Genomic DNA, 23,740 nt, shown 5'->3' with positions numbered 1-23,740 from the left:
CGAATGGCGCGGCTCGTGCCGCCATCGTTGGTGGGATACCGCGCTGCGTGGCTGCGGACCGATGTGCTCGCCGGTGTGACGCTGGCGGCCGTGGCGATTCCGGAATGCATGGGCTACAGCTCGATCGCCCACGTCCCGATCGTCGCCGGCTTGTACTCGATCATCCTGCCGGCGCTGGCCTTCGCGATCCTCGGCTCCTCCAAGTTGATGGTGGTGGGCGCGGATTCGGCGACTGCGGCCCTCCTTGCGTCGGGCATCGCGGGGCTTGGTATCGCAGGTCTGGCACCCGACAGCCAGCAGTGGCTGGCGTGGGCAGGGTTGATCGCCTTGGTCACCGCGGGCATGCTGGGCGTGGCGTGGCTGCTGAGGCTCGGGTTCCTCGGTGACTTCTTGTCGACGGCGGTACTCGTGGGCTTTCTCGCCGGCACCGGAATCACCGTCCTCACGGGTCAGGTCCCGGACATGCTCGGCATCGAGGGTTCGGAGGGTTCGCTCGTCGACCGGTGGTGGCAGATCCTTCGGCACCTCGGCGACATCGATCCGTGGTCGCTCGGTTTCGCGGTGGCGACACTGGCAATCATGGTGGGCGCGCGCAGGTTTGCGCCCAAGCTTCCGGCGGCAATCATCGTGGTCGTGGGTTCGATCGTGCTCGTCTCGGTTCTCGGCTGGTCCGACGATCTCGCCGTCGTGGGAGCCCTCGACGGCGGCCTGCCGCCACTGGGCCTTCCGGACGGCCTCGGATGGGCGGAGGTGCCCAAGGCAGCGACCGTCGCGATCGGCTGCGCGATCGTCATCTTGGCCCAAAGCGCTGCCACGGCACGAGGATTCGCCCAACGGCACGGTGACGTGGCCGACGTCAATCGGGACATCTTCGGGCTTACCGGCGCGAATGCCCTTGCCGGTGTGTCGGGGACATTCGTGGTCAACGGCAGTCCCACCAAGACGCAGATCCTCGAGGAGCAGCGCGCTCGCACTCAGGTCGCCAACATCACGATGGCCGGTGTGACGCTGCTCGTGGTGGTGTTCCTCGATTCCGCACTGGCCAACCTCCCGCATGCGGTGCTGTCGTCGATCGTCTTCCTCGTCGCAGTCAATCTGATCGATGTGCATGCGCTGAAACGGATCTGGCAGGTCCGACGGATCGAGTTCGGTATCGCGATCGTCACGGCAGTGGTCGTGATCGCGTTCGGTGTGCAAACTGGCATCATCACGGCGATGGGGGTCTCACTGCTCGAGATCATCCGCCGCCAGTATCGACCGGAGCGGTTCGTGGTCGGCGTCAGCGACCACGGCCGCAACCGCCGATACCAACCGGCGGAGCCGGGATTGCAGTCGCTACCCGGTCTGATCGTGTTCCGGTACGACGCGGACCTGTTCTACGCCAACGCAAGTCGATTCGCCGACGACGTCAGTGCGCTGGTTCGCCAGGCCCCGGACCCGTTGCGCTGGCTGGTGCTCGACTGCACGGTGATCGGCGACGTCGACTACTCGGCGTCGACGGTGCTGAGCAACCTGATCAAGTTCGTGCATTCCCGCAACGCCCATTTCGTGCTGGCCGGCGTCGACCCGGAACTCTCTGCGGCACTGCGCAGTGATGGCGTGCTCGCCGATCTCAACCCCGACCATGTGTATCCGACTGTTGGAGCTGCGGTGCGCGCGTTTGAGGAGGCGTTCCCCGAGGCTCTCGGCAGCTGAACAACCGCCCACGAAAGCGTTCTGCTCAGAGCAGAACCCGCAGCCACCCGAATGAGGGAGGCATACCATCGTGCACATGGCAGTCGACCATGCGCCGCAGCCCGAACCCCTCTGGCGGGAAGTGACCGGGCGCGTCCTGCGCCGTCATCGACATGAGCGTGGCGAGCGACTCGTGGAGACTGCCCGACGTGCCGGGGTGTCGAGCCAGTACCTCTCCGAGCTCGAACGTGGTCGCAAGGACGCGTCGTCAGAGTTGCTGATCGCCGTGGCAGGTGCCCTCGAATTGACCTTGCTGGACCTGACGCGGGAGGTCGCCGCCGAACTGAGCCGGGCGTCGTCGTTGGTCCCGGTCCGGCTGCGCTCCACCACGACGGTCGGCCCGAGGTATATGCCGCACAACGGTTTCCGCGGACCAGTTGCGCTTGCCGCGTGATCCCACCCGATGGCTGAGGTGTGAGGAGCGCAAGCGACGAGCCTCGAAGCCCTGGTGACCGTCGTTACTTGGTCGCCGAATTGCCTTGTCTTGCCGAGCCCTTCGAGGCTCTCGGCTAGCGCCTCGAGCACCTCAGGGAGCGGAAGGGATCCCGCGCCTTTGGAGCGGGAGTGGAAGAGATCACCCTTTGGAGCGGGAGCGGTCGATGACCCGCGACGTCAGGTCCGCGCCAGCGGCGCACGCGCGTCGATGATCTGGTCGGCGAGGCCGTAGGCGACGATCTCGTCAGCACGCAGAACCCGATCACGATCGGTGTCACGCCGCAGGGTTTCGAGATCCTGACCGGTGTGATGACTGAGCGCGGTCTCGATCTCCGCGCGGATGCGCAGGATCTCTTCGGCGGCCAAGATCAGATCGGGAATGGTGCCTCGCCCCTGACCCGACGGTTGGTGGAGCAGAACCCGCGCATGTGGCAGCACCGACCGACGCCCGGGTTCGCCGGCGGCCAGTAGCAGCGCTGTCGACGACAACGCCTGTCCCACACAGGTGGTCGCGATCGGTGCGTGGCAGTACTGCATGGTGTCGTAGAGCGCAAAGGTCGCGGTCACCGACCCTCCTGGCGAATTGATGTACAGCTCGATGGGCGTCTCGGGGTTGTCGGAGTCGAGATGCAGGATCTGGGCGATCAGCGCGTTGGCCACCCCGTCGTCGATCTCGGTTCCCAAGTACAGGATTCGATCATCGAGCAGCCGGCTGTAGACATCCATCACCCGCTCGCCCTGCGGAGTCCGGGTGATGACATTCGGGATGGTGTAGGTGCTCATGCGGTTTTCACCCCGAATCCGGTGGGAGCTGTTGCGCGCGGGCGTATCTGGGCGAGGTTGTCGACGATGTGATCGACGAAGCCGTACTCGACGGACTCGGCGGCGGTGAACACGTGATCGCGCAGCGAGTCGTCGAAGACGCGCTCGAGCGGTTGGCCGGTCTGATCGGCGATGATGCCGAGCACCGTGTCGCGGACGTGCCGTAGGTCGTCGGCCTGTAGTTCGATGTCGGGCGCGAACCCGCCGATCCCTGCCGATCCTTGATGCAGAAGCACTTTGGCGTGCGGGAGGATGTACCGCTTGCCTCGGGTCCCCGTGCAGAGCAGGAATTGTCCGGCGCTGTAGGCCATGCCGAGGTTGACGGTGACGACGTCGTTCGGGATCAACCGCATGGTGTCCATGATGGCGAGCATCGCGGGCACCGATCCGCCGGGCGAGTTGATCCAGAGCGAGATGTCGGCGACCGGGTCCTCGGCGGAGAGCATCACCATCTGCGCGCACAGCAGACTGCCGATCTCGTCGTCGAGTGCGGTGTCGAGCATCAGGATGCGTTGATTGATCAGATTGTCGGCTGTGCGTTTCCGCAGGACATGCGGTCGTGTGTCACTCATGTGCCCAGCGTGGATCGCGCAGCCGGCGACTGCGCGCAGGTGCTGCTCTGAGCGGTCGAGTGCTGCTGTCGGCGGAGCGGCGTATCGTGCGGCCTATCGACGAGGGAGGCTCTCGGTGAATCTGGACGACGTCGTCCTCGCGTCGGCGAGTGTTGCACAGGACCGGTCGCGACTGCGCAAAACCGGGGTGCTCGCCGAGCTGTTGTCTGCTGCCGGCGCTGCCGAACTCCCGGTAGTGGTGGCCTGGCTGTCGGGCGAGATACCGCAGGGACGGCTGGGGGTCGGGTGGCGTTCGATCGCCAAGCTCGACGCCACCCCGGGCGACGCGCCGACGCTCACGGTGACAGAGGTCGATGCGGCGCTGACCGCACTTGCGACGGCGACCGGCGCCGGCTCGGCGGGGCGCCGCACGGAGACCTTGCGCGGGCTGATGTCGGCCGCCACCGAGTCCGAACAGAGATTCCTCATCGCGCTTCTGACCGGGGAACTTCGGCAGGGCGCGCTGGCGGGTGTGATGACCGATGCCATCGCCAAGGCGTCACACCAACCCCTTGCGCTTGTCCGTAGGGCCCACATGCTGACCGGATCGCTGCCGGCGACCGCCGGTCTCGCTGTTCTCGGTGGTGCCGACGCGTTGGCCGGGGTAACTCTGCAGGTGGGTCGCGGAGTGCAACCGATGCTGGCGACACCCGCCGAGAACCTCGACGACGCGCTCGCTGTGCTCGGCACCGACGTCGTGGTCGACTACAAACTCGACGGTGCCCGGGTGCAGGTTCATCGGCAGGGTTCCGACATCAGGGTCTTCACCCGTACGCTGCACGACGTGACGGAGCGGGTTCCCGACATCGTCGCCGTCGTGGCCGAATTATCTTGTGAATCAGTCATTCTCGATGGTGAGACGCTGACCCTGGATGGTGACGGTCGGCCCCGTCCGTTCCAGGAGACGATGAGCCGCTTCGGATCCGGATTCGCCGACGGCGCAGAGGCCGACGTGCAACGTGTGCTGCGGCCGTTCTTCTTCGACTGTCTGCACCTCGACGGTGCCGACCTCATCGACCGCCCACTGTCAGAACGGCTCGCCGCCATCGACTCGATCGCGCCCGCGCTGCGCATTCCGTCGGTGACCGCACCGACTCCCGACGAGGCACGCACCCACTTCGACGCGGCACTTGCCGACGGGCACGAAGGCGTGATGGTGAAGTCGCTGTCGGGAACCTACACTGCGGGCCGACGCGGTAAGGCGTGGCAGAAGGTGAAGCCGGTCCACACCTTCGACCTCGTCGTCCTTGCCGCGGAGTGGGGCTCGGGCAGGCGGCGCGGCTGGTTGTCGAATCTCCATCTGGGAGCGCGAGATTCAGCGAGTCCAGACACCCCGATCATGGTGGGCAAGACCTTCAAAGGACTGACCGACGAGCTGTTGCGTTGGCAGACAGAGGAATTCCCACGACACGAAATCCGACGGGACGATCACACCGTCTATCTTCGGCCGGAGATCGTCGTCGAGATCGAACTCGATGGCGTGCAACGCAGTTCGCGCTATCCGGGCGGGGTGGCGCTGCGCTTCGCGCGGGTGGTGCGGTATCGCCCGGACAAGACCGCTGATCAAGCGGACACGATCGAGACGATTCGGGGGTTGCTCAAATGATCAACTGGAGAGGCTCTGACACGAAGGGCTAGGAGTCCAATCCCGCTGACCTGCGGAAATGCGTCAGTGTCCTGCCCGCAAAATCTAGGGGAAGAAACTTCTTCCCCCAAGTTCCAAGTCCTCCCCGCGAAAATTGGTGGGGAGGACTCCAAGGATAGGGGAAGAAACTTCTTCCCCTAGATTTTGCGCGAGCCGTGATACCCGAACCGGGCGCTCAGTTCGGCGGCCGACCGCATGATGCTGTCGGCGAGGTCGGGGGCGTCGTCGGGGTCGAGGCGATAGCGCGGGCCGGAGACGCTCAGTGCAGACACCACGCGGCCGGCCTGGTCGCGCACGGGCGCGGCGACGGCGACGAGTCCCACCTCCAACTCCTCTTCGGCGATGGCCCAGCCGCGTTCGGTGATGGTCGCGAGGTCGGTCACCAGGGCGTCGAAATCGGTGATGGTGTGCTCGGTGTACTGCGGCAGTTTCCGTGGCAGCGTCTTGCGCAGTTCCGCTGCGGTCAGGGCGCTGAGCAACACCTTGCCCGACGACGTGGCGTGCGCCGGCGACGACTGTCCGACCCACGTCTGCAACGCGACGCTGGACGACCCCTGCGCCTCCACCACGTTGATCGCTTGCGGGCCGCCGAGCACCGCCAGGTTGGTCGTCTCCCCGGTCGTCATCGCCAGGGCGTCGCAGATGTCCTGACCGTGCCGCGCCAAGTCGAGCGTGGCCGTGGTGGACCCGGCGAGACGCACCACCGTGAATCCGATGCGGTACTTGCGGCTACCGGACAACTGCTCGACAAACCCGCGGGACTCGAGCGACGCCAGCAGGCGCGACACAGTCGATTTGTGTACGCCCAGCTCAACGGACAGCTCGGTGACGCCTGCCGAGCCGGCGCGTCCGATCAGTTCGAGCAACTGCAGCGCGCGGTCAACCGATTGGACGGCGCCGCCTGCGGACTTCTCGGAATCGGACGCATCAGACATGGCGAGACCCACACTACCGCGCCGGTTGACGAAGCCCGGGACCACGACCGGTTCGCTCATCGGCGGATGCGTTTCATCTCCGGATCCACCACCGGATCGGCCACGACGGTCGCACGGTAGGTGGTCTCCAGGTAGGCGACGTGGACCTCGGTTCCGTCGGAGACGTCCGACGGCAGCCATGCGAAGGCGAGACAGGCCCCGACAGTCGGCGACCAGCCCGCACTGGTCACATAGCCGACGACGTCGTCGCCGAAGGAGACCGGCTCCTTGCCCAGCACGACGGCGGCTGGATCGGCGAGACGCAGGGTGCGTAGCTGCGACGTCGAATCACGCTGCGGAAGTGCCTCTTTCCCGATGAAGGTGTCCTTCGACATGCGGACGGCGAAGTCGAGTCCGGCGGCCGACGGAGTGTGTTCGATGGTCATGTCGGTACCCGCCGAACGGTAGCCCTTCTCGATCCGCAAGCTGTTGAACGCGATTCGGCCGGCCGCGATGATGCCGTGCGGCGCACCGGCGTCGAAGATCAGATCCCACAGTGCGCGGCCGTATTCGGCCGACGTGTAGATCTCCCAACCCAGTTCGCCGACGTAGGACACCCGCATCAGCGTGACCGGAATCGACCCGATGGTGGTCGCGGCCGATCGGAAGTAGCGCAATCCGTCGTTGGTGAGATCGAGCGGTGTCAGCGGACCCAGCACATCGCGAGCCAGCGGTCCCCACAGTCCGATACAGCAGGTGGCTCCGGTGATGTCGCGCAGGGAGACCGAACCGTCGTCGGGAAGATGGCGGCTGATCCAGTCGAAGTCGGTGGGACCGTTTGCGCCGACCTGGAAGGTCTGTTCACGAAGGCGCGCGACGGTCAGATCGGAACGCACACCACCCTTCTCGTCGAGCATCAGCGTGTACGTCACCGAACCGACCGACTTGTCGAGGTTGTTGGTGGTCAACCGTTGCAGCAGGTCGAGCACGCCGGGTCCCGAGAGTTCGTAACGGGTCAGCGGCGTCATGTCGTAGGCGGCGACGTGACTGCGCGTCCACGCGGCCTCGGCCACCGCGATCGGCGACCAGTGTCGCGCCGACCACGCGTCCCGCGCGGGGATCTCCAGGCCATCTGCGATCAGCGAATCCAGCAGCGCACCATTGGATTCGAACCAGGCCGGGCGCTCCCACAGACCTGCCTCCCAGAACTGGGCACCGAGCGCGACCTGACGTTCGTAGAACGGACTGGTACGCACCTGCCGTGGCGCCTTGCGCTGGTCGTGCGGATGGATGACGTCGTACACCTCGACGAACGACTGGGAACTCGTCGTCAGGATGAAGTCGTCGGTGAGCGCGGCATCCTCGAAGCGGTACAGGTCGGTCTCGTGGACGTCGATGCCGGGCGTGCCGTCGACCATCCACTCGGCCATGGTCCGTGCGACGCCCGCCGAGTGGGTGACCCACACCGCTTCGGCGACCCAGAATCCGGACAGCTCACGGTGTTCGCCCATGACCGAGTGGCCGTCGGGGGTGAAGGAGAAGATGCCGTTGAAACCCTCCTCGACCTTGCCGTCGCCCAATTCGGGCAGCAGCGCCGCGCTCTGCAGCCACGCTTCCTCGAAATCGCCTGGCGTGAAAGCAAGTTTGGACGGCATCTCGTCGAGTGAGATCACCGCGTCGTAGTCGAGTGCACCGACGTCGGACGGCATCGGTCGGTGACCGTAGTAACCGATGCCGAGGCGATCGCCGTGCTCGCGGAAGTAGAGATCCTGGTCCTGGTGACGCAGGATCGGCAGCGACGCCTCGGCGAGCGGGGAGTTCACGCCCGCTCGGGAGGCGACCGGGGTGGTGATCGCGTACTGATGGGCCATCGGGACCAGCGGGATCGTCAGACCCACGCGCCGGCCGAACTCGCGGCCCCAGAATCCGGTGCAGCACACCACGATGTCGGCGTCGACGATGCCGGTGGTGGTGCGCACGCCACGAACGGCGCCGTTGGACTCGACCACCTCGACGACGTCTTGATGCGGTAGGAATCGGGCACCGCGAGCCATCGCCCGAGTGGCCTGTGCCTCGACGGCCCGCAGCGCCTTGGCCAGCCCGTCGCGGGGCGTGTGCAGGCCGCCGAGGATGGTGTCGGGGTCGATGAGCGGATGCAGCGCAACGCATTCCGCTGGATCGAGCAACTCGTGTTCGACGCCTCGCGAAGCCGCCCAACCGGCCTTGCGATGCAGGTCGGTCCAGCGTGCCTCGGTGGTGGCCACCTCCAGGCCGCCCACATGGTTGAAGCACCAGCCGTCCGGATGCTCCAGGGACGAGAACTTCTCGAGCGTGTAGGAGGCAAGCTCGGTCATGGTCTTCGACGGGTTGGTGGCGAAGACGAGGCCGGGGGCGTGAGAGGTCGAACCGCCGGTGGCGAACAGAGGACCGCGATCGAGGACGGTCACGTCCGTCCACCCGCGGGCGGTCAGTTCGTCGGCCAGTGACGACCCGACGATGCCGGCGCCGACGATGACGACTTTCGGTGTGGTCATGAGGAATCCTTCTGGGGGATCGGGATCAACTGAAGACGGGATCAACTGAAGACGGGATCAACTGAAGACGACGGTGCTGGTGCCGTTCATGAGGACGCGACGCTCGGCGTGCCAGCGCACCGCGCGGGACAGGGCAAGTGCCTCGGCATCGCTTCCGACAGTTGCCAGTCGCCGCGGGTCGTGTGTGTGATCGATGCGGATCACTTCCTGCTCGATGATCGGTCCTTCGTCGAGATCCGGTGTCACGTAATGCGCGGTGGCGCCGACGTACTTGACGCCGCGTTCATGTGCCTGGTGATAGGGCTTGGCGCCCTTGAATCCCGGGAGGAACGAATGGTGAATGTTGATTGCTCTTCCGCGTAGCGCCGAGCAGGTCTCGTCGGACAGGATCTGCATGTATCGGGCCAGCACCACCAGGTCGGCGTCGTATCGATCGACCAGGCTCAGCATCTCGGTCTCCGCGCTCGACTTGGTATCCGGTGCGACGGGTATGTGGTGGAACGGGAGGCCTGCGGATTCGGCCATCGGGGCGAGCTCGGTGTGATTGGATACCACCCCGACCAGCTCGCCACCGAGAGTGCCTGCGCGCCAGCGGAAGATGAGATCATTGAGGCAGTGCCCGAGGGTGGACACCATCACCAGGATGCGCTGCGGACTGTTGTCGCTGACCTCGTAGGTGGCGTCGAGCCCGGTCGCGAGGTAGTCGAAGGCGGCGGCGAGTTCCGCGCCGGTGGAGGTGCGCGCTGACGTGAATTCGGTTCGCACGAACAGGGTGTGGGTCACCGGGTCGTCAAACTGCCGGTGATCGATCACCTCGCAGCCGTGGCTGTAGAGAAAGGAACTGATGGCATGCATGATCCCGGCGCGGGACGGGCAGCGCAGTGTCAGTGTGAACACGTGAGACATGGTCAACTCCCGGGCGTCGGTAGTGGATGGACATACTCGTGGGCGGCGTCGACGAGCCACGCGGCGAGGTGCTCGGCAAACGAGCTGCGCACATAGAGCACAAACCGTTCGTGGTCTTCGCTGCGATGCAGAATGACTCCGGTCTGGGCGATCAGGGTCTGCGCCACCTCGTCGGGAGCGAAAGAGCGGGGAGACAGGTCGATGGAGCAACCGTGAGCGAGAATCGTTCTCGCATGAGCGCCGCCGAGTTCGACGCGTGTTCGCTGGCCCGAGACGTCGGCGACATAGCAGCTCGCTCCGGCACGACGCTCCACCTCGGCGAGCCACTCTGATGATGTCCGGTGTGTCGACGTCAACAGCCACTCGTCGGGCCCGAGCCACACAGCGGTTTCCGATCCGCGGCGATCACGTGTGATGCGGCAGACCCCGGGAAGTCCGAGCCGACTGATCGCCTCAGCGTCGTCGGTGCGCACACTGACTTGCGCGCAAGGGGTTTCGGCCAGCAGTACCGCCGGGGCGTGCGACGCGAACCGGTCGGCCCACGCGGTCAGCGGGGTGGCCATGGTGAGTTCATCCATCGCGGCGTTCTCCTTGCGCATCGACGAAAACTGTTGAGGTGACCTCGACTTCGCACAAGACATCGCCAATGGGGACGTCGAGGCGCTCACCGATCAAGGCCGATCCACCCTGGAGGAGTGCGAGCGCGAACGGTCTTCCCAGTTCGGCGCTCTGGTAGCTCGACGTGACGTGACCCAGCATCGGAATCGGCGGTGGCGGCAATCTGCGGTCGTCGGAGTAGCCGATGATCTGCGACCCCTCCGGTAGCCGCGTGACCCGGTCGGTGGGGAGCAATCCGACGAGCTGCTTGCGGCGAGGGTCGTGGTTGGACGCGCGGGCGAACGAGCGCTTGCCGATGAAGTCGGGCTTGCGCTTCGACACCACCCAGGACATCCCGAGATCGTGCGGGCTGACCGTTCCATCGGTGTCTTGCCCGATGATCGGATAGCCCTTCTCGGCGCGCAGGACGTGCATCGTCTCGGTGCCGTATGGCGTGATCCCATGCGGCTCACCGGCGGTGATGAGTGCGTCCCACACGGCCCTGGCGTGGCCGGCATCCACGTTGACCTCGAAGGCGAGCTCGCCGGAGAAACTGATCCGAGCGATGCGAACGGGAACGCGACCGAAAGTGGTGTCGCGCCAGCCCATGAACTCGAAGGCGTCGTTGCTGACATCGAGCTCCGCGAAGACGGTCCCGACGACGTCGCGCGAACGAGGACCGACGACGGGGAAGGTGGCGACCTGGTCGGTCAGTGAGGTGGTGAAGACACGCAGGTGCGGCCATTCGGTTTGATGCCATTCCTCCATCCAGTCGAGGATGGCGGCCGCGTTTCCGGTGGTCGTGTAGACGGTGTAGCGATCGTCGGCGGCGCGGAGCACGGTACCGTCGTCGCGCACCATCCCGTCGGGGCCGCACATCACGCCGTAGCGGACCTTGCCGACGGCCAGACTGCTCATCATGTTGGCGTAGAGCAGGTCCAGGAAGACGCCGGCATCGGGCCCGGCGACGTCGATGACACCCAGGGTGGAGCCGTCGAGGATGCCGACTCCGCTTCGGACAGCGGCACATTCGCGCAGCACCGCGGAATCCATATCCTCCCCGCCGCGCGGATAGTAGCGGGGCCGCTTCCACTGACCGACGTCCTCGAAGACTGCACCCCGGTCGACATGCCACTCATGAACAGGTGTTCGGCGCACCGGATCGTAGAGCTCGCCGCGCGCACGACCGGCGAGAGCGGCGAAAGACACCGGCGTGTACGGCGGTCGGAAGGTGGTGGTTCCCGCATCTCCGACGGGGATGCCGAGGAGTTCCGCGACGATACCCGAGGCGAGGACGCCCGATGTCTTGCCCTGGTCGTGTCCGGTCCCGATGGTGGTGTAGCGCTTCACATGCTCAACCGAACGCATACCGGCACCGATCGCGCGTGCGATGTCGGCGACGGTGGCGTCACGCTGCAGGTCGACGAACGACGTGGTCGCGGCGTCCGGATCTCCCGGGACGCGCCAGCAGACAGCGGTGGCCGCAGGGGTCCGTTCGTCGACGCGGGGGACCCCACGGAACTCGGGGAGCACCGTGCCCAACGAGAGCAGGGTTGCCAGCGCACCGCGCCGCCCGTCGGCGAGGCAACCCTGGACCGTAAGTAGACCCGCTGCAGCCCCGACGATCTCGGTGTTCGGTACAGATCCAGTGGGGACGAAGGCACCCAAGTGCTCGTCGAAGTCGATGGCACCACGCAGCTGGCTCCACAGGTGCGCGGCCGGATTCCATCCACCGCTGACCAGGATCGTGTCGCAGTCGATGGTGAAGGACGCCTCGATTCCAGAGCCGGTGACATTCGGCCCGCTCGCTCCGCTCCCGGCGCCGGTGACATTCGGCCCGCTCGCTCCGCTCCCGGCGCCGGTGACATTCGGCCCGCTTGCTCCGCTCCCGGCGCCGGTGATCTCTGCGCCGACCACAGCATCGTCGCCGATGGCACGACGCACCACGGCGTCGGTGTGCAGCGGAATACCGAGTCGCCGCGCGGTTTCCACGAGATCGGCCGACACGACCGGCCGCACGTCGACGATGGCCGGCACCTCGACCCCGGCTTCGGCGAGCGCGAACGCAGCGTCGTAGGCGGAATCGCATGCGGTGAACACAACGGCGCGACTGCCGACCAGCACACCGTGCCGGCGGAGGTGGTCGAGAGCCGAACCGGCCAGCATCACGCCGGGAAGGTCGTTGTCGGCGAACACGATCGGACGCTCGTGCGAACCCGTGGCAACGATGATGCGTCGAGCCCGGATTCGGTGCACCCGCTGCCGGGACAGATGTGTCGGCGCATCGACACCGAAGTGGTCTGTGCGTCGTTCGACAGCAAGGACGAATCCGTCGTCGTAGCCACCGAATGCAGTGGTACGGACAAGTCGGCGCGTCTCGGGGAACGCGTCGAACTCCGCCACGGCGTGCTCGACCCACGGTGCCCACGGGGTGGCCCCGCCGGGTTCGGCCCGATCGTCGACGAGTAACACCTCGAGGCCCGCGCGAGCCGAGATGAGTGCAGCCATCAAACCCGCTGCGCCCGCGCCGATGACGAGGACGTCCGGATGGTGGTGCAGGGCATCGTAGCGGGCGTTGTCGGGATCGGCGGAGAGCGTGCCCCGACCCGGCACGCCGCGCGCCACGAGACCCGGACACAACTCGACCGTCGTGGCAGGAACCATCGGTTCGGCAAAAGGTGCGTCGATGCCGACCTGCGCTGTCGGGTCCTCGGCCCACGATCCGGTGATGCCACGAGGGCGGCCGAGGTTCACACTGGTGGTGACGGGGCGAATCCCGTTGGCCAGCAGCGCCGATGCCAGGGTGTCGCCGGCATACCCGGTGTAGGTGGTGCCGTCGAAGACGAAGTCGATCGGGCGGTCACGATCAATGCGGCCACCACTCGCGGTACGGAACTGGTTGCTCATTGGTTCACCTCGCGCGACGGGAGGGGACGGTCGGTGACGGCGTACGACACGGTGTCTCGCTCGACGGTGAACCACTGCCGGCACCCGGCGCTGTGGCACCACCGTTCACGCAGCACACCTTTGGGATTGGGGCGGAAGAACAGGTAGTGCGCCCAGGCTGTGTCGTCGAGCGCGGCAGGGTCGGCCGGATAGGCGATGCCCGCGGCGGCACCGTAATGGAACTCGGTCTCCTCGCGTGGTCCGCAGTGCGGGCAGGGGATCATCTGCATGGCTGGTGGTCTCCGTTTGGGATCAGTGTGCGACGGCGGCTGCGCCGTGTTCGTCGATGAGTGCGCCGGTGACGAAACGGTCGAGGGTGAAAGGTGCGTTGATCTCGTGTGGCCGACCGGTGGCGACGGTGTGCGCCATGCACCACCCCACACCCGGGGTGGCCTTGAATCCGCCTGTTCCCCAACCACAGTTGAGGTACACGTTGTCGAAGGGGGTGGCGCCGACGATCGGTGAGGCGTCGGGTGTGACGTCGACGATGCCACCCCAGGTCCGCAAGAGCCGGGCACGGCCGAAGATGGGGAACAACTCGACGGCGGCCGCCATCTGACGCTCGATGATGTGGAAGGCGCCGCGCTGGCCGTAGCCGTTGTACGAGTCCACGCCCGCTCCCATGACCAGTTCGCCCTTGTGTGCCTGGGACACATAGACATGAACCGCGTTGGACATGACGACCGTCGGGTGGACGGGTTCGAGCAGTTCGGAGACCAACGCCTGCAATGGATGGCTCTGCACGGGGACCGGGATGCCGAGTTGGTCGGTGAGTGTCGACGTGTGCCCGGCGGCGCACAGGGCGACGGTACCCGCTCCGATGCGCCCGAGGCTGGTCTCGACCGCGGTGACGCGTCCGCCGTCGGTGACGAACCCGGTGACCTCGCAATTCTGGATGATGTCGACACCGGCCTCGCTCGCCCGGCGCGCGAATCCCCAAGCGACATAGTCGTGCTTGGCGATACCACCACGTGGCTGGAAGGTCGCGCCCAGCACGGGGTAGCGGATGTCCTGCGAGGTGTTGACGATCGGACACACCTCGGCGACCTGCTTGGGATCGAGCCACTGCGCGTCTATTCCGTTGAGGCGGTTGGCTTCCACGCGTCGGACGCTATCGCGGACGTCCTGCTCGGTGTGCGCGAGATTGAGAACTCCGCGCTGGCTGAACAGGATCGGGTAGCCCAGTTCCTCCTCGAGTGTCTCCCACAGCTTCAGCGAGTGCTCGTAGATGCCGGCGCTCTCGTCCCACAGGTAGTTGGACCGGATGAGCGTCGTGTTGCGGGCCATGTTGCCGCCGGCCAGCCAACCACGTTCCAGCACTGCGACGTTGGTGATTCCGTGGTTGCGCGCCAAGTAGTGCGCGGTCGCGAGCCCGTGTCCTCCGCCGCCGACGATGACAACGTCGTAGGAGGGTTTGGGGTCGGGGTTGCGCCACAGGTGGCCGGGATGTTCGGGCTGTTGCATCGTCGTCCCTTTCACAAGTCGATCTCTCATCAGAAGTCGATCTCGACCGGGGAGAGTGGTTCGGAGCAGCAGAGCAGGATCTTGCCCTGTGAGATCTCACGGGCGCGGATTCCGCCCTGATGATTCATGACGACATCGCCGGACAACTTGACCACCTTGCACGATCCGCACAGACCCATGCCGCACGTCGACGGCAGGGTGACACCTGCCGCGGCCGCCGCGGCGAGGATCGTGGTGCCTGGAGTCACGGTGATACGTCGTGCGCGGCGGGTGAAGTCGACGACGACTCCGGCATCGTCGTCCGGCGGCACGGTGGGCATCCGGCTGCCGAAACTCTCCTCGTGGATGAGTGCGAGGTCGCCCCCGGCCGCAACGAGTGCGGAGCGGACGCCGCTGCGGAACTGTCCTGGTCCACAGAGGAATACGATGCGATCGGCAAGCTCGGGGCAGACACGTTCGATCATCGCGCGATCGACGCGGCCGCGATGACCTGTCCATTCCGGGAGCTCGTCGTCGGGCATGCGGGTGGCGGCGAACGCGAGAGTGAGGTTGGGATGCCGCTGGGCGAGGTCTTCGAGTTCGTCGCGGAACGGGATGTCGTCGACACTGCGCGCGCTGTGGACGAAGACGATGTCGGTGGGAGCGTTGGCGTCGGTGATGGCACGAACCATCGACATCACCGGTGTGATCCCGCTGCCCGCGGAGATGAAGAGGTACTTCTCGGCAGGACGGGCAGTGTAGGTGAACCGGCCCAGGGGGCCGCTGGCCGCGATCACCATCCCCGGTGCCATGTTGTCGTGCAGCCAGTTCGAGACATGGCCACCGGCAACACGTTTGACGGAGATGGACAGGGTACCCGGCCGCGTCGGCGGTGATGAGATGCTGTAGCAGCGCTGGACCGAACGTCCGTCGATGTCGAGGGTGAACGACAAGAACTGTCCCGGCTCGAAGGCAATCGTCTGCGAATCCTCCTCGCCGCCTTCCCCGTCCGCGATGTGTGGGAGAACCCGGAAAGTGAAGGTCGCCATCTCTCGGGTGGTGTCGCTGCGATCGACACAGGCAAGGAGATGATCGGTGGGTCGTGGCTTGTTCCCATTCGGCCCGCTCGCTTCGCTCCCGGCGCCGGTGACATTCGGCCCGCTCGCTTCGCTCCCGGCGCCGGTGACATTCGGCCCGCTCGCTTCGCTCCCGGCGCCGGTCACGCGGTCTGCCCCGTTGGCGCTGCAATGGAGGGTATTCCGAGGTTGGTGCGCAAAGTGGTGATGTACCAGTTGACGAATGCCTCGACCTGGAACTCGGACGGACCGTAGGGACCAGGCTCGTAGGCGGGGCTGCGGATGCCCTGCTGGGCAAGCGCAACGAGGTCGGCATCCTGCTGGTTGGTGATCTCCCACACGGAGGTCAGGCGATCGAGGTCGTAGTCGATGCCTTCCACCGCGTCGGCGTGCACCAGCCAGGTGGTGCGCACGACGGTCTTGTCCGCGGCGAGCGGGATCGCCGAGAACAGCACAGCGTGGTCACTCGTGACGTGCAACCACATGTTGGGCTGCAGGTGCATCGACAGCCGCCCGAGGCGCTTTTCGTCCATGTCGGTCAGCAGACGTGTACAGGCCGCCGTGCCGTCGAGTGTGAACGACTCTCCGGCGAGGTCCATGGCATCACGCTCGATGTGGAAACCCGTTGTGCGCGTGTCCAGCTGCTCGATGCGAGGGTGAGGAAGGCCGTAGGAATCCCACACCTCTCTCGCCTCCGCGGTGGCCTTCCGGTAGCGAGCGAAGACGGGTTCGAGTCGCGCGGGGATTGCGTCGTCGGTGCTGTAACCCCATGTCGGGAAGAAGACGTTGAGCAGTTCCGGATGCCCCGCGCAGTGGTAGCACTCACGGTTGTTCTCCATCGTGAGTTTCCAATTGCCGTCTTCGACGAGGTCGGTCTGCTTTGCGACCTTCGCCTCGGCGAGACGGTGCGGGGCAAGGTACGGCTCGACGATCTCGGCGACATCATCGATGTCGGTGGGCGGGTCCGCAGCCAGGCAGATGAAGATGAGGCCGGCGATCGATCGTACGTGGACCGAACGCAATGTGTAGCAGGACTTCTGGAAGCCCGGTGCCTGGGCCTCGGCGAACATCAGCCGGCCGTCCATCCCATAGGTCCAGGAGTGGTAGGTGCATACGATTGTGCCGGTCGAGCCACTCGGCTCGGTGAGCAGTCGGGCCCCGCGGTGACGACACACGTTGTGGTGCGCCTTGATTCGGCCGTCGTCGTCGCGGGCGATGATGACCGAACGGGTGCCGAAGTCGATGGTCACGTAGTCGCCCGGCTCGCGGATCTCGGCCTCGGTGGCGACGAAGATCCAGCGTTTGGAGAACACCTCGTCGAGATCGAGCGTGAAGAACTCGTCGTCGACGTAGAAGGGCGCAGGCAGACTCTGCCCGACGACCCGGTCGCGGATGAGGCGCTGGGTGGCTGGTGTGACGCTGCTGTCTGCACTCGAGACGAGGTGAGGGGTCATCGTGACAGCGGGTACCAATCTCTGTGACGGATGTTCGTGATTGACGGTGATCGGATCGGCGGCGGTCCGACACGGGTAAGTTGCGTCATATGCAACATAGAGCGGTGTACGCAACAAGTGTGCGATCCGTGAGGTCACGTGTCAAGTGGGGCGTGCGAAGTGTCGCCGGTGCCGAATCGGAGAACGCGAGTGCTGGTGTTTGTGCAGCCCCGAAACGTGGTGAGTCTGCGTTGTCGTCTCACCGATTCGCCCGGGAAACTAGGGGACGAAGATTCGTCCCCTACCCTTGGTGTCTTCCCCCAGAAATTACTCGCGGAGGACTGTGAACCCCGGGGAAGAAAGTTCTTCCCCTAGATTTTTCGGCAGGACGCTGACGCATTTCCCCAGTTCACAGCGTCGCTCACCGAATCTCTCGAGTCAGCGTTGCTACGTCGGCGATCGTGGAGGTGGGAAAAGCGTGGTTGCCGAGGGCGACGCATTCAGATCGCGACCCGTCGGATGGCTGTACACCTCAACCCGACCACATGCATTGTGACTCGGCGCGCCTCCCAGGTACGGATTTCCGCAGTTCGCGCGGCGGTCACCAAGCTCGTCGGATCAGCTCAGCGGGAGTTGCGCGACGAACGGAGTCGTCGGACTGGCGGACCCGCCGGGCGGTTCGACGGTGAAGGCGAGCGCTGTCGCCGATTGCAGGTTCGGGATGACCGCGGTGGTGACCGGTTGGACGTCCTTCTCGGTCATGGTGCCGGCCGATCGTGCACCTTCGGGGCCGACCAGCCACATCTGGTACACGGTGCCGGGTTTGGGCGGTGGGACCGAATTCATGACCAGGACACCGGAATCAGTGCTGTGCGAGAAGTAGACGGTTGCGGTTCCGGTGGCGACAGCGCCGGCGGAGGACTGGACATCCTTGGCGGCGAACACCTGCTCGGGCCCGGGTGGCGGCGCGTCGTCGTCGGTCATCGAGTACCCGATCGCCCAGCCGACCGCACCGACCGCGATGGCGACCACCGCGGCTGCAGCCGAATAGATGATCCGTCGGCGCCGATTCGGCAGTGACACCACGTTCGACGTCTCGCTGGTCGCGGTTTCCTCACCCTCGGTCACCGACGAGAGGATTCGGTCGCGGAGCGTCGACGGAGGTGCGGTCGCGGTGACCGAACTGACCGAGGCCATCGCCTCCCTGGTGGCGCGGACCTGGCGCGCGAACTCGTCGCGCGTCGCGGGTGAGGCGTCGGCCAGTTGTGCTTCGACCTCGCGGAGCTCGTCGTCGGACAGCGCGTTGAGTCCGACCACGGGTGCTAGTTCGAGGAGCTCGTCGTCAGACATCACGATCTCCCAGACAGCGTCGCAGCCGGGTGAGACCGTCGCGAATGCGGCTCTTGACCGTCGGCAGCGCGACCGCGAGCCGCTCGGCGACCTCCCGATAGGTGAGTCCCTGGTAGTAGGCGAGGTCGACGGACTGGCGCTGCGTGTCGGTCAGCGAGTCCAGGCACCCCAGGACCGCCTCGGTGGTCTCGGCCGACCCGGCCGCCTCGCTCACCGTGTCGAAGGTGGATTCGTAGTTCTCCGCGCCATAGCGCGCCTCGCGCGCGGAACTGGCGGTCTCGCTGCGAACCCGGTCGACCGCGCGACGGTGCGCCAGGGTGAGAAGCCACGACAGCGGGGACCCGGCGTCGGGGGAGTAGGAATCCGCGGTGCGCCAGACCTGCAGAAACACCTCTTGGGTGGTCTCCTCGCTGTATCCGGGGTCGCGCAGTACGCGCAGTACCATTCCGTACACCCGGTCGCTCGTGGTGTCGTAGAAGTCCGCGAATGCCGCCTGATCCCGGGCCGCGACCCGCGCGAGCAGCCCGGCAAGCCTCGCCACCTCGGTGGAGGACTGTGCGGTCACGCGAGCGGGCCGAATCTCAACGCGGTCATCGAGGGTCACATTAGTGCGCCCGCCCGAGGCGCTCAACAACGCGGGCGCGCCGACGACGCTCGAGAACAGACCCGGCGCGAGAATCATGGCGCTGCCGTGACCTTGCGCGGCGGCCGAGGCAAGAAGTACGACGTGCGTGCCTGGTACTCGGGATAGCCCGGTCGCTTGCTCATCGACTGCTCGAGGAGCCGTGCGCCGGTCGCGTACACGAGGAAGTACGTCATTGCGATCGGTGAGAGCAGGGTGAGCACGCCCGGCCACACCGACGCGGCGATGATCCACATGCCCCACCAGACGCACGCGTCGCCGAAGTAGTTGGGGTGGCGGGTCCACGACCACAGCCCGCGGTCCATGATGACGCCCTTGTTGGCGGGGTCGGATTTGAACCGCCGCAACTGCGCGTCGCCGATCGCCTCGAAACCGAACCCGCCGACCCAGAGCAGGGTCCCGACGACGGTCAGGACCGTGGCCAGGGTTCCGCCAGATCCCAGTACCGCCGACACCTGGATCGGCAACGAGACAAACCATTGCGATGCGCCCTGTGTCGCGAAGATCTTGCGCGCCACGATCCCGAGGCCGTTGCCGCCGGCTACATTCGGCCCGCTCGCTGCGCTCCCGGCGCCGGCCAAATTCGGCCCGCTCGCTGCGCTCCCGGCGCCGGCTACATTCGGCCCGCTCGCTGCGCTCCCGGCGCCGGCACGTTCGAGTAGCGCGGTATAGCGCGGGTCCTCGCCCCTACCGCGGGACTTGACGTGCATGTGCCAGGACAGGCGCAACCCCCAGACGGAGGTCAGGATCGCCAGCAGCCAGCGACGGGTGGCGTCGCCGTCACCGATGGCCACCGCGAGCCAGGCGACGCCGACGAAACCGAGTCCCCACACGACGTCGACGACGTTGTAGCGACCGATGCGATGGCCGATCAACATCGCCACGCCCTGGATCACCGCCAGCAGCAGGAGCGCGGCGACGGTCAGTACGAGAAACCCAGACCACCCGGACATCAGGACGGCTCCCGGGTGAAGACCAGCTGGTACACGTCGAGGTAGCCGGCGCGGAATCCGGCCTCGGAGTAGGCAAGATAGAACTGCCACATGCGCAGGAAGGTCTGGTCGAAGCCGAGGCGCAGCACGTCGTCGCTGTGGGCGAGGAAGCGTTCGCGCCACAGCCGTAACGTCTCCGCATAGTGCGGGCCGAGCGAGATCCCATGTGTCAGGCGAAGTTCCGTGTGACGACGTACGACGGCACGCAAGGCCGGTACGGAGGTCAGCTGGCCACCGGGGAAGATGTACTTGTGAATCCAGGTGTGCGTGTTGCGGGAGGCCATCATGCGGTCGTGCGGCATGGTGATGGCCTGAATGGCCACCCGACCACCCGGGGCGAGCACCGAATCGATGGTGGAAAAGTATGTGGACCAATACTTTTCGCCAACGGCCTCGATCATCTCCACGGAGACCACCGCGTCGTAACTTCCTTGCACATGGCGGTAATCGAGGAGATCGATCTGCACCCGCTCGGACAAGCCGGCCGCGGCGACGCGGCGACGCGCGAGGTCGCGCTGTTCACTCGACAGGGTCACCGATCGCACGGTGGCGCCACGTTGGGCGGCACGGATGCACAGTTCGCCCCAGCCGGTGCCGATCTCGAGGACGCGGGAGCCGGGCCCGACGCCCGCCAGGTCGAGGAGCCGATCGATCTTGCGGCGCTGCGCATCCGCGAGATCCGCCCACGCGGGCGGTGATTCGGGCGAGAGCTGGTCGAAGACGGCGCTGGAGTAGGTCATCGTCTCGTCAAGGAAGGTGGCGAACATCTCGTTGGAGAGGTCGTAGTGTCGCGCGATGTTGCTGCGCGTATTGGCGGTCGTGTTCTCCTCTGCCGCAGGCTGTCTCGGCAACACCAGGGAGCGCAGTGGCTGCAGTGCGCGAGGAACCAGCCGGGCCGCACGGGTGGCGAATGGCGTCAGGACGCCGACCAGGTCGTCGGTGCTCCAATCGCCGGCCATGAACGCCTCGCCGAAACCGATCAGACCACCGGAGCCGAGCCGGCGCCAGAACTCGTCGGGCCTGCGCACGATCATCCGCGGCTGCAACTCGTCGGCGCGTCGTCCGCCGAGCGATCCGTCGGGATACTCTACGCGGATGTCGAGGGCATTCACATTGCGTCGGAACAGCATTGCGGCCGCGCGCGCTCGCACGCGCGACGAGATGCCGCCGGGAAGGGAGGCGACGTCCGGCCAGCGCGCGGCGTCGACGGATGGGGTCGGGTTGCCGCCGTGATTCTGGGTGGGGGTGCTCATCGGTTGACCTCCTCGAGGTGGACGGTGGTGGTTTCAGGATGTGTCGGCCGCGACGCGACGGGCAGCCGCCGCAACCAGAGTCGTATGCCGTGCAGTCGAATTCGTGCCGAGACCGCCAGCGGCGCGAGCGGCATTCGCAGCTGGGCGGCGACGATCGCCCGGCGGGTGGCCGGCGTCGCGCGACCGCGCAGAGTCGCGACGAACGGTCCCTGGCCTTCGCGCTGCAGGGTCACCGAGATCGACACCCGGCCCGACGCATCGGGTTCGGGGAGCGACAGCGTGTAATGCCCGTCGACCGGATGGAACGGCGACACGTAGAAACGCTTGTCGACGGTTGCGCGTCCGGCGGTGTCGGTGGCGACGATGTAGCAGTGTCGTTGGCCGTAGGTGTTGTGCACTTCGGCGACCACGTAGGCGAGTGAACCGTCGGCGCGATGGCACCAGAAGACACTCAGCGGATTGAACACATGCCCGGCGACGCGCGCCGCGAGCAACGCGGTGACCCGGCCGTCGACCGGCTCGACACCCGCGTCGCGCACGTGACGGTCGAGCCGATCACGCAGGGAAGCACCGGGAGTCGGTGGTTCGGGGAAGTGGTCGTCGGGGACGAAGCGGGCAAATGGACGCAGATGGCGCGGCAGCTGCGGCAAGTCGTCGATGTCGACGAACCAGGTGTAACTGCGGTAGGTGAAGGCGTGCCGGATCGGCGTCCGACGAGTGTGGCCGATCGTGCAGGGGACTATTGATGAGCTCGAGAGGGTCATGCCATCACCCGTCGAGTCACATCGGGACCCCAGGTCACGCCCAGTCGAGCGGCGGCACGTGCACCGGAGGCGGCGCCGTCCTCGTGGAAGCCCCAACCGTGATAGGCCCCCGCGAACACGATGGTGTCGGAGTCGATCTGGGGGAGAAGCGCCTGAGCGGCAACGGATTCGGTGGTGTACAGCGGATGCTCGTAGGTCATCTCCGCGCGAATCTGGGTGGGGTCGATCAGATCGGTACGGCCCAGGGTGACGAGCATCCGCGAGTCTGTCGTCGGCAACCGCATCAGTCGCGTCAGGTCGTAGGTCACCGCGACCTCGTCGCCGTCGGAACGGATCTGGTAGTTCCACGACGCCCAGGCCCGACGCGCGCGGGGCATGAGCGATGTATCCGTGTGCAGCGCAGCCGGTTTGGGCAGGTAAGTGATGTCGCCGAGAACCTTGCGTCGTAGCGGGGTCGCGTCGGCGAGCATGCCCAGCGCCTGGTGCGGGTGAGTTGCGATCACCACCGCGTCGAACCTCGACGGGCCCGCGCCGTCGTCGGCGGTCACCTCGACCCCACCGTCGGACTCGGTGACGCGGGTGACCGGTGCGTTGGTGCGGACGTCGCCGCCGCGCGAGCCGATCTCGTCGGCGACGGCGGACACGTAGCTGATCGACCCGCCGACCACCGTCCGCCACTGCGGCGAACCGAACACCGAGAGCATGCCGTGGTGGTCGAGAAAGGTGAACAGGTAGCGCGCCGGATATCTGGCGGCACGGGCCTCATCACACGACCACACGGCAGCAACCAGCGGGTTCAGGAAGTTGTCGCGAAAGTACGACGAGAAGCCCTGTTGCTCGGCGAACTCGGCGAGCGCGATGTCGCGGCCGGAGTCGTCGGGCTCGTCGAGCAGCGTTCGCGCCGCCCGATGGAACCGCTTCACCTCCGCGAGCATCAGCAGATACCGTGGCCGGGTCACGTTCCGCGCGGTGGGGAACAGGCCCGACACACCGAGCGCGCCGGCGTACTCCAGGCCGGTGATCCGCGACGACACCGACATCGACATGTCGGTCGGCTGGGTCGCGACGCGGAGTTCGTCGAACAGCCGCAGCAGGGTCGGGTAGGTGCGGTCGTTGTGGACGATGAAGCCGGAGTCCACCGGGACCGTCGCGCCCGACGGCATCGTCACCGCGTGGGTGTGGGCATGACCGCCGAGCCGGTCGTCGGACTCGTAGAGGGTGACGCGAGCGGTCGAGGACAGGACATGTGCCGCCGTCAGACCCGCGACGCCGCTGCCGATGACGGCGATCGATCGTGGGCCGGGCTCACCGGTGAGTGTCATGCCCGGTATTCGGACCCCGAACCCCTGGTGGATGGGTGATCGGAGTCACGGAATCCAGCCATTTCGGCGTGGGTACCGCGCCCGCAGATGACTGTAGAGATAGGTGCTGACGAGCAGGGCGGCGGCGCTCGCGACCGCGGGCCAGAGGAAGTCGTTGTCGATCGAGGAGCGGATCGACGCGACCGCCCAGCCGATCGCGAGGAGCACGAGGGCGATGGTGGCGAGGATCCGGACGACCAGGGTGAGCGTGGTCAGGATCGCCCAGGCCACCTCGCGTCCCCGTCCCGGTCCTGGCATCTCCACAGCATATCGACGCCTGG

At 66.3% G+C, this 23,740-nt stretch carries 21 protein-coding genes; 3 read left to right on the top strand and 18 right to left on the bottom strand.

Features of this window, described 5'->3' with window-relative positions:
* Positions 1 to 3: 3 nt before the first annotated feature.
* Positions 4 to 1,695 carry a SulP family inorganic anion transporter gene (locus tag ACWDTF_RS11690; RefSeq protein ID WP_449754443.1) on the top strand — a complete coding sequence of 564 codons (1,692 nt, stop codon included), beginning with the start codon at positions 4 to 6 and terminating at the stop codon, positions 1,693 to 1,695.
* Positions 1,696 to 1,771: 76 nt separating this feature from the next.
* Positions 1,772 to 2,128 (top strand): helix-turn-helix domain-containing protein, encoded by a 357-nt coding sequence (locus ACWDTF_RS11685; protein ID WP_355276479.1) that lies wholly within the window; start codon positions 1,772 to 1,774, stop codon positions 2,126 to 2,128.
* Positions 2,129 to 2,346: 218 nt separating this feature from the next.
* Here the strand turns inward: ACWDTF_RS11685 and ACWDTF_RS11680 are convergent, their stop codons facing one another.
* Positions 2,347 to 2,952 (bottom strand): ClpP family protease, encoded by a 606-nt coding sequence (locus ACWDTF_RS11680; RefSeq protein ID WP_240857440.1) that lies wholly within the window; start codon positions 2,950 to 2,952, stop codon positions 2,347 to 2,349.
* The gene (locus ACWDTF_RS11675; protein WP_240857439.1) at positions 2,949 to 3,563 is read right to left on the bottom strand and encodes a ClpP family protease; all 615 of its coding nucleotides are present in this window, start codon (positions 3,561 to 3,563) and stop codon (positions 2,949 to 2,951) included. The genes ACWDTF_RS11680 and ACWDTF_RS11675 overlap by 4 nt, the downstream gene beginning before the upstream one ends.
* A gap of 115 nt (positions 3,564 to 3,678) precedes the next feature.
* On the opposite strand from ACWDTF_RS11675, the gene ACWDTF_RS11670 reads away from it, so the two are divergent.
* Positions 3,679 to 5,208 (top strand): ATP-dependent DNA ligase, encoded by a 1,530-nt coding sequence (locus ACWDTF_RS11670; protein WP_240857438.1) that lies wholly within the window; start codon positions 3,679 to 3,681, stop codon positions 5,206 to 5,208.
* A gap of 176 nt (positions 5,209 to 5,384) precedes the next feature.
* Here the strand turns inward: ACWDTF_RS11670 and ACWDTF_RS11665 are convergent, their stop codons facing one another.
* From ACWDTF_RS11665 to ACWDTF_RS11590, 16 genes are all read right to left on the bottom strand, one after another.
* Positions 5,385 to 6,242, bottom strand: coding sequence for an IclR family transcriptional regulator domain-containing protein (locus ACWDTF_RS11665; protein WP_433257273.1), 858 nt, complete (start codon positions 6,240 to 6,242; stop codon positions 5,385 to 5,387).
* Complete coding sequence (locus tag ACWDTF_RS11660; RefSeq protein ID WP_433257275.1) at positions 6,239 to 8,695, bottom strand: GcvT family protein; 2,457 nt, start codon at positions 8,693 to 8,695, stop codon at positions 6,239 to 6,241. Before ACWDTF_RS11660 ends, ACWDTF_RS11665 begins: the two co-directional genes overlap by 4 nt.
* A 57-nt stretch (positions 8,696 to 8,752) precedes the next feature.
* Positions 8,753 to 9,601 (bottom strand): formyltetrahydrofolate deformylase, encoded by an 849-nt coding sequence (gene purU / locus ACWDTF_RS11655; RefSeq protein ID WP_355276471.1) that lies wholly within the window; start codon positions 9,599 to 9,601, stop codon positions 8,753 to 8,755.
* Positions 9,602 to 9,603: 2 nt separating this feature from the next.
* On the bottom strand, positions 9,604 to 10,179 hold the full coding sequence (locus ACWDTF_RS11650; RefSeq protein WP_355276469.1) for a sarcosine oxidase subunit gamma: 576 nt from the start codon (positions 10,177 to 10,179) through the stop codon (positions 9,604 to 9,606).
* Positions 10,172 to 13,105 carry an FAD-dependent oxidoreductase gene (locus tag ACWDTF_RS11645; RefSeq protein WP_449754409.1) on the bottom strand — a complete coding sequence of 978 codons (2,934 nt, stop codon included), beginning with the start codon at positions 13,103 to 13,105 and terminating at the stop codon, positions 10,172 to 10,174. Before ACWDTF_RS11645 ends, ACWDTF_RS11650 begins: the two co-directional genes overlap by 8 nt.
* Positions 13,102 to 13,374, bottom strand: coding sequence for a sarcosine oxidase subunit delta (locus tag ACWDTF_RS11640; protein WP_240857433.1), 273 nt, complete (start codon positions 13,372 to 13,374; stop codon positions 13,102 to 13,104). The genes ACWDTF_RS11645 and ACWDTF_RS11640 overlap by 4 nt, the downstream gene beginning before the upstream one ends.
* Positions 13,375 to 13,396: 22 nt before the next feature.
* Positions 13,397 to 14,608 carry a sarcosine oxidase subunit beta family protein gene (locus ACWDTF_RS11635; RefSeq protein WP_240857432.1) on the bottom strand — a complete coding sequence of 404 codons (1,212 nt, stop codon included), beginning with the start codon at positions 14,606 to 14,608 and terminating at the stop codon, positions 13,397 to 13,399.
* A 29-nt stretch (positions 14,609 to 14,637) separates the two neighbouring features.
* Positions 14,638 to 15,636 carry a hybrid-cluster NAD(P)-dependent oxidoreductase gene (locus ACWDTF_RS11630; RefSeq protein WP_240857474.1) on the bottom strand — a complete coding sequence of 333 codons (999 nt, stop codon included), beginning with the start codon at positions 15,634 to 15,636 and terminating at the stop codon, positions 14,638 to 14,640.
* Positions 15,637 to 15,806: 170 nt separating this feature from the next.
* Complete coding sequence (locus ACWDTF_RS11625; RefSeq protein ID WP_240857431.1) at positions 15,807 to 17,117, bottom strand: aromatic ring-hydroxylating oxygenase subunit alpha; 1,311 nt, start codon at positions 17,115 to 17,117, stop codon at positions 15,807 to 15,809.
* 597 nt (positions 17,118 to 17,714) lie between these two features.
* Entirely contained in the window at positions 17,715 to 18,446 is a 732-nt protein-coding gene (locus ACWDTF_RS11620; protein ID WP_240857430.1) for an anti-sigma factor, read from the bottom strand.
* A complete protein-coding gene (gene sigK, locus ACWDTF_RS11615; RefSeq protein WP_449754408.1) occupies positions 18,439 to 19,128 on the bottom strand; it encodes an ECF RNA polymerase sigma factor SigK in 690 nt (229 codons plus the stop codon). Before sigK ends, ACWDTF_RS11620 begins: the two co-directional genes overlap by 8 nt.
* Complete coding sequence (locus ACWDTF_RS11610) at positions 19,125 to 20,042, bottom strand: DUF1295 domain-containing protein (protein ID WP_449754407.1); 918 nt, start codon at positions 20,040 to 20,042, stop codon at positions 19,125 to 19,127. The genes sigK and ACWDTF_RS11610 overlap by 4 nt, the downstream gene beginning before the upstream one ends.
* Entirely contained in the window at positions 20,042 to 21,334 is a 1,293-nt protein-coding gene (locus ACWDTF_RS11605; protein WP_449754406.1) for a class I SAM-dependent methyltransferase, read from the bottom strand. The genes ACWDTF_RS11610 and ACWDTF_RS11605 overlap by 1 nt, the downstream gene beginning before the upstream one ends.
* Positions 21,331 to 22,098 carry a DUF1365 domain-containing protein gene (locus tag ACWDTF_RS11600; RefSeq protein WP_240857426.1) on the bottom strand — a complete coding sequence of 256 codons (768 nt, stop codon included), beginning with the start codon at positions 22,096 to 22,098 and terminating at the stop codon, positions 21,331 to 21,333. The genes ACWDTF_RS11605 and ACWDTF_RS11600 overlap by 4 nt, the downstream gene beginning before the upstream one ends.
* Complete coding sequence (locus ACWDTF_RS11595) at positions 22,095 to 23,420, bottom strand: NAD(P)/FAD-dependent oxidoreductase (RefSeq protein ID WP_240857425.1); 1,326 nt, start codon at positions 23,418 to 23,420, stop codon at positions 22,095 to 22,097. The genes ACWDTF_RS11600 and ACWDTF_RS11595 overlap by 4 nt, the downstream gene beginning before the upstream one ends.
* A gap of 45 nt (positions 23,421 to 23,465) precedes the next feature.
* Positions 23,466 to 23,717: a hypothetical protein gene (locus tag ACWDTF_RS11590; protein WP_240857424.1), complete on the bottom strand. Its 252-nt coding sequence runs from the start codon at positions 23,715 to 23,717 to the stop codon at positions 23,466 to 23,468.
* Between the last annotated feature and the right edge of the window lie 23 nt (positions 23,718 to 23,740).

The organism is Gordonia sp. NPDC003422 (assembly GCF_053588675.1).
Note: the sequence above shows the minus strand (reverse complement) of the source record. Positions and strands in the feature narration are given on the sequence as shown.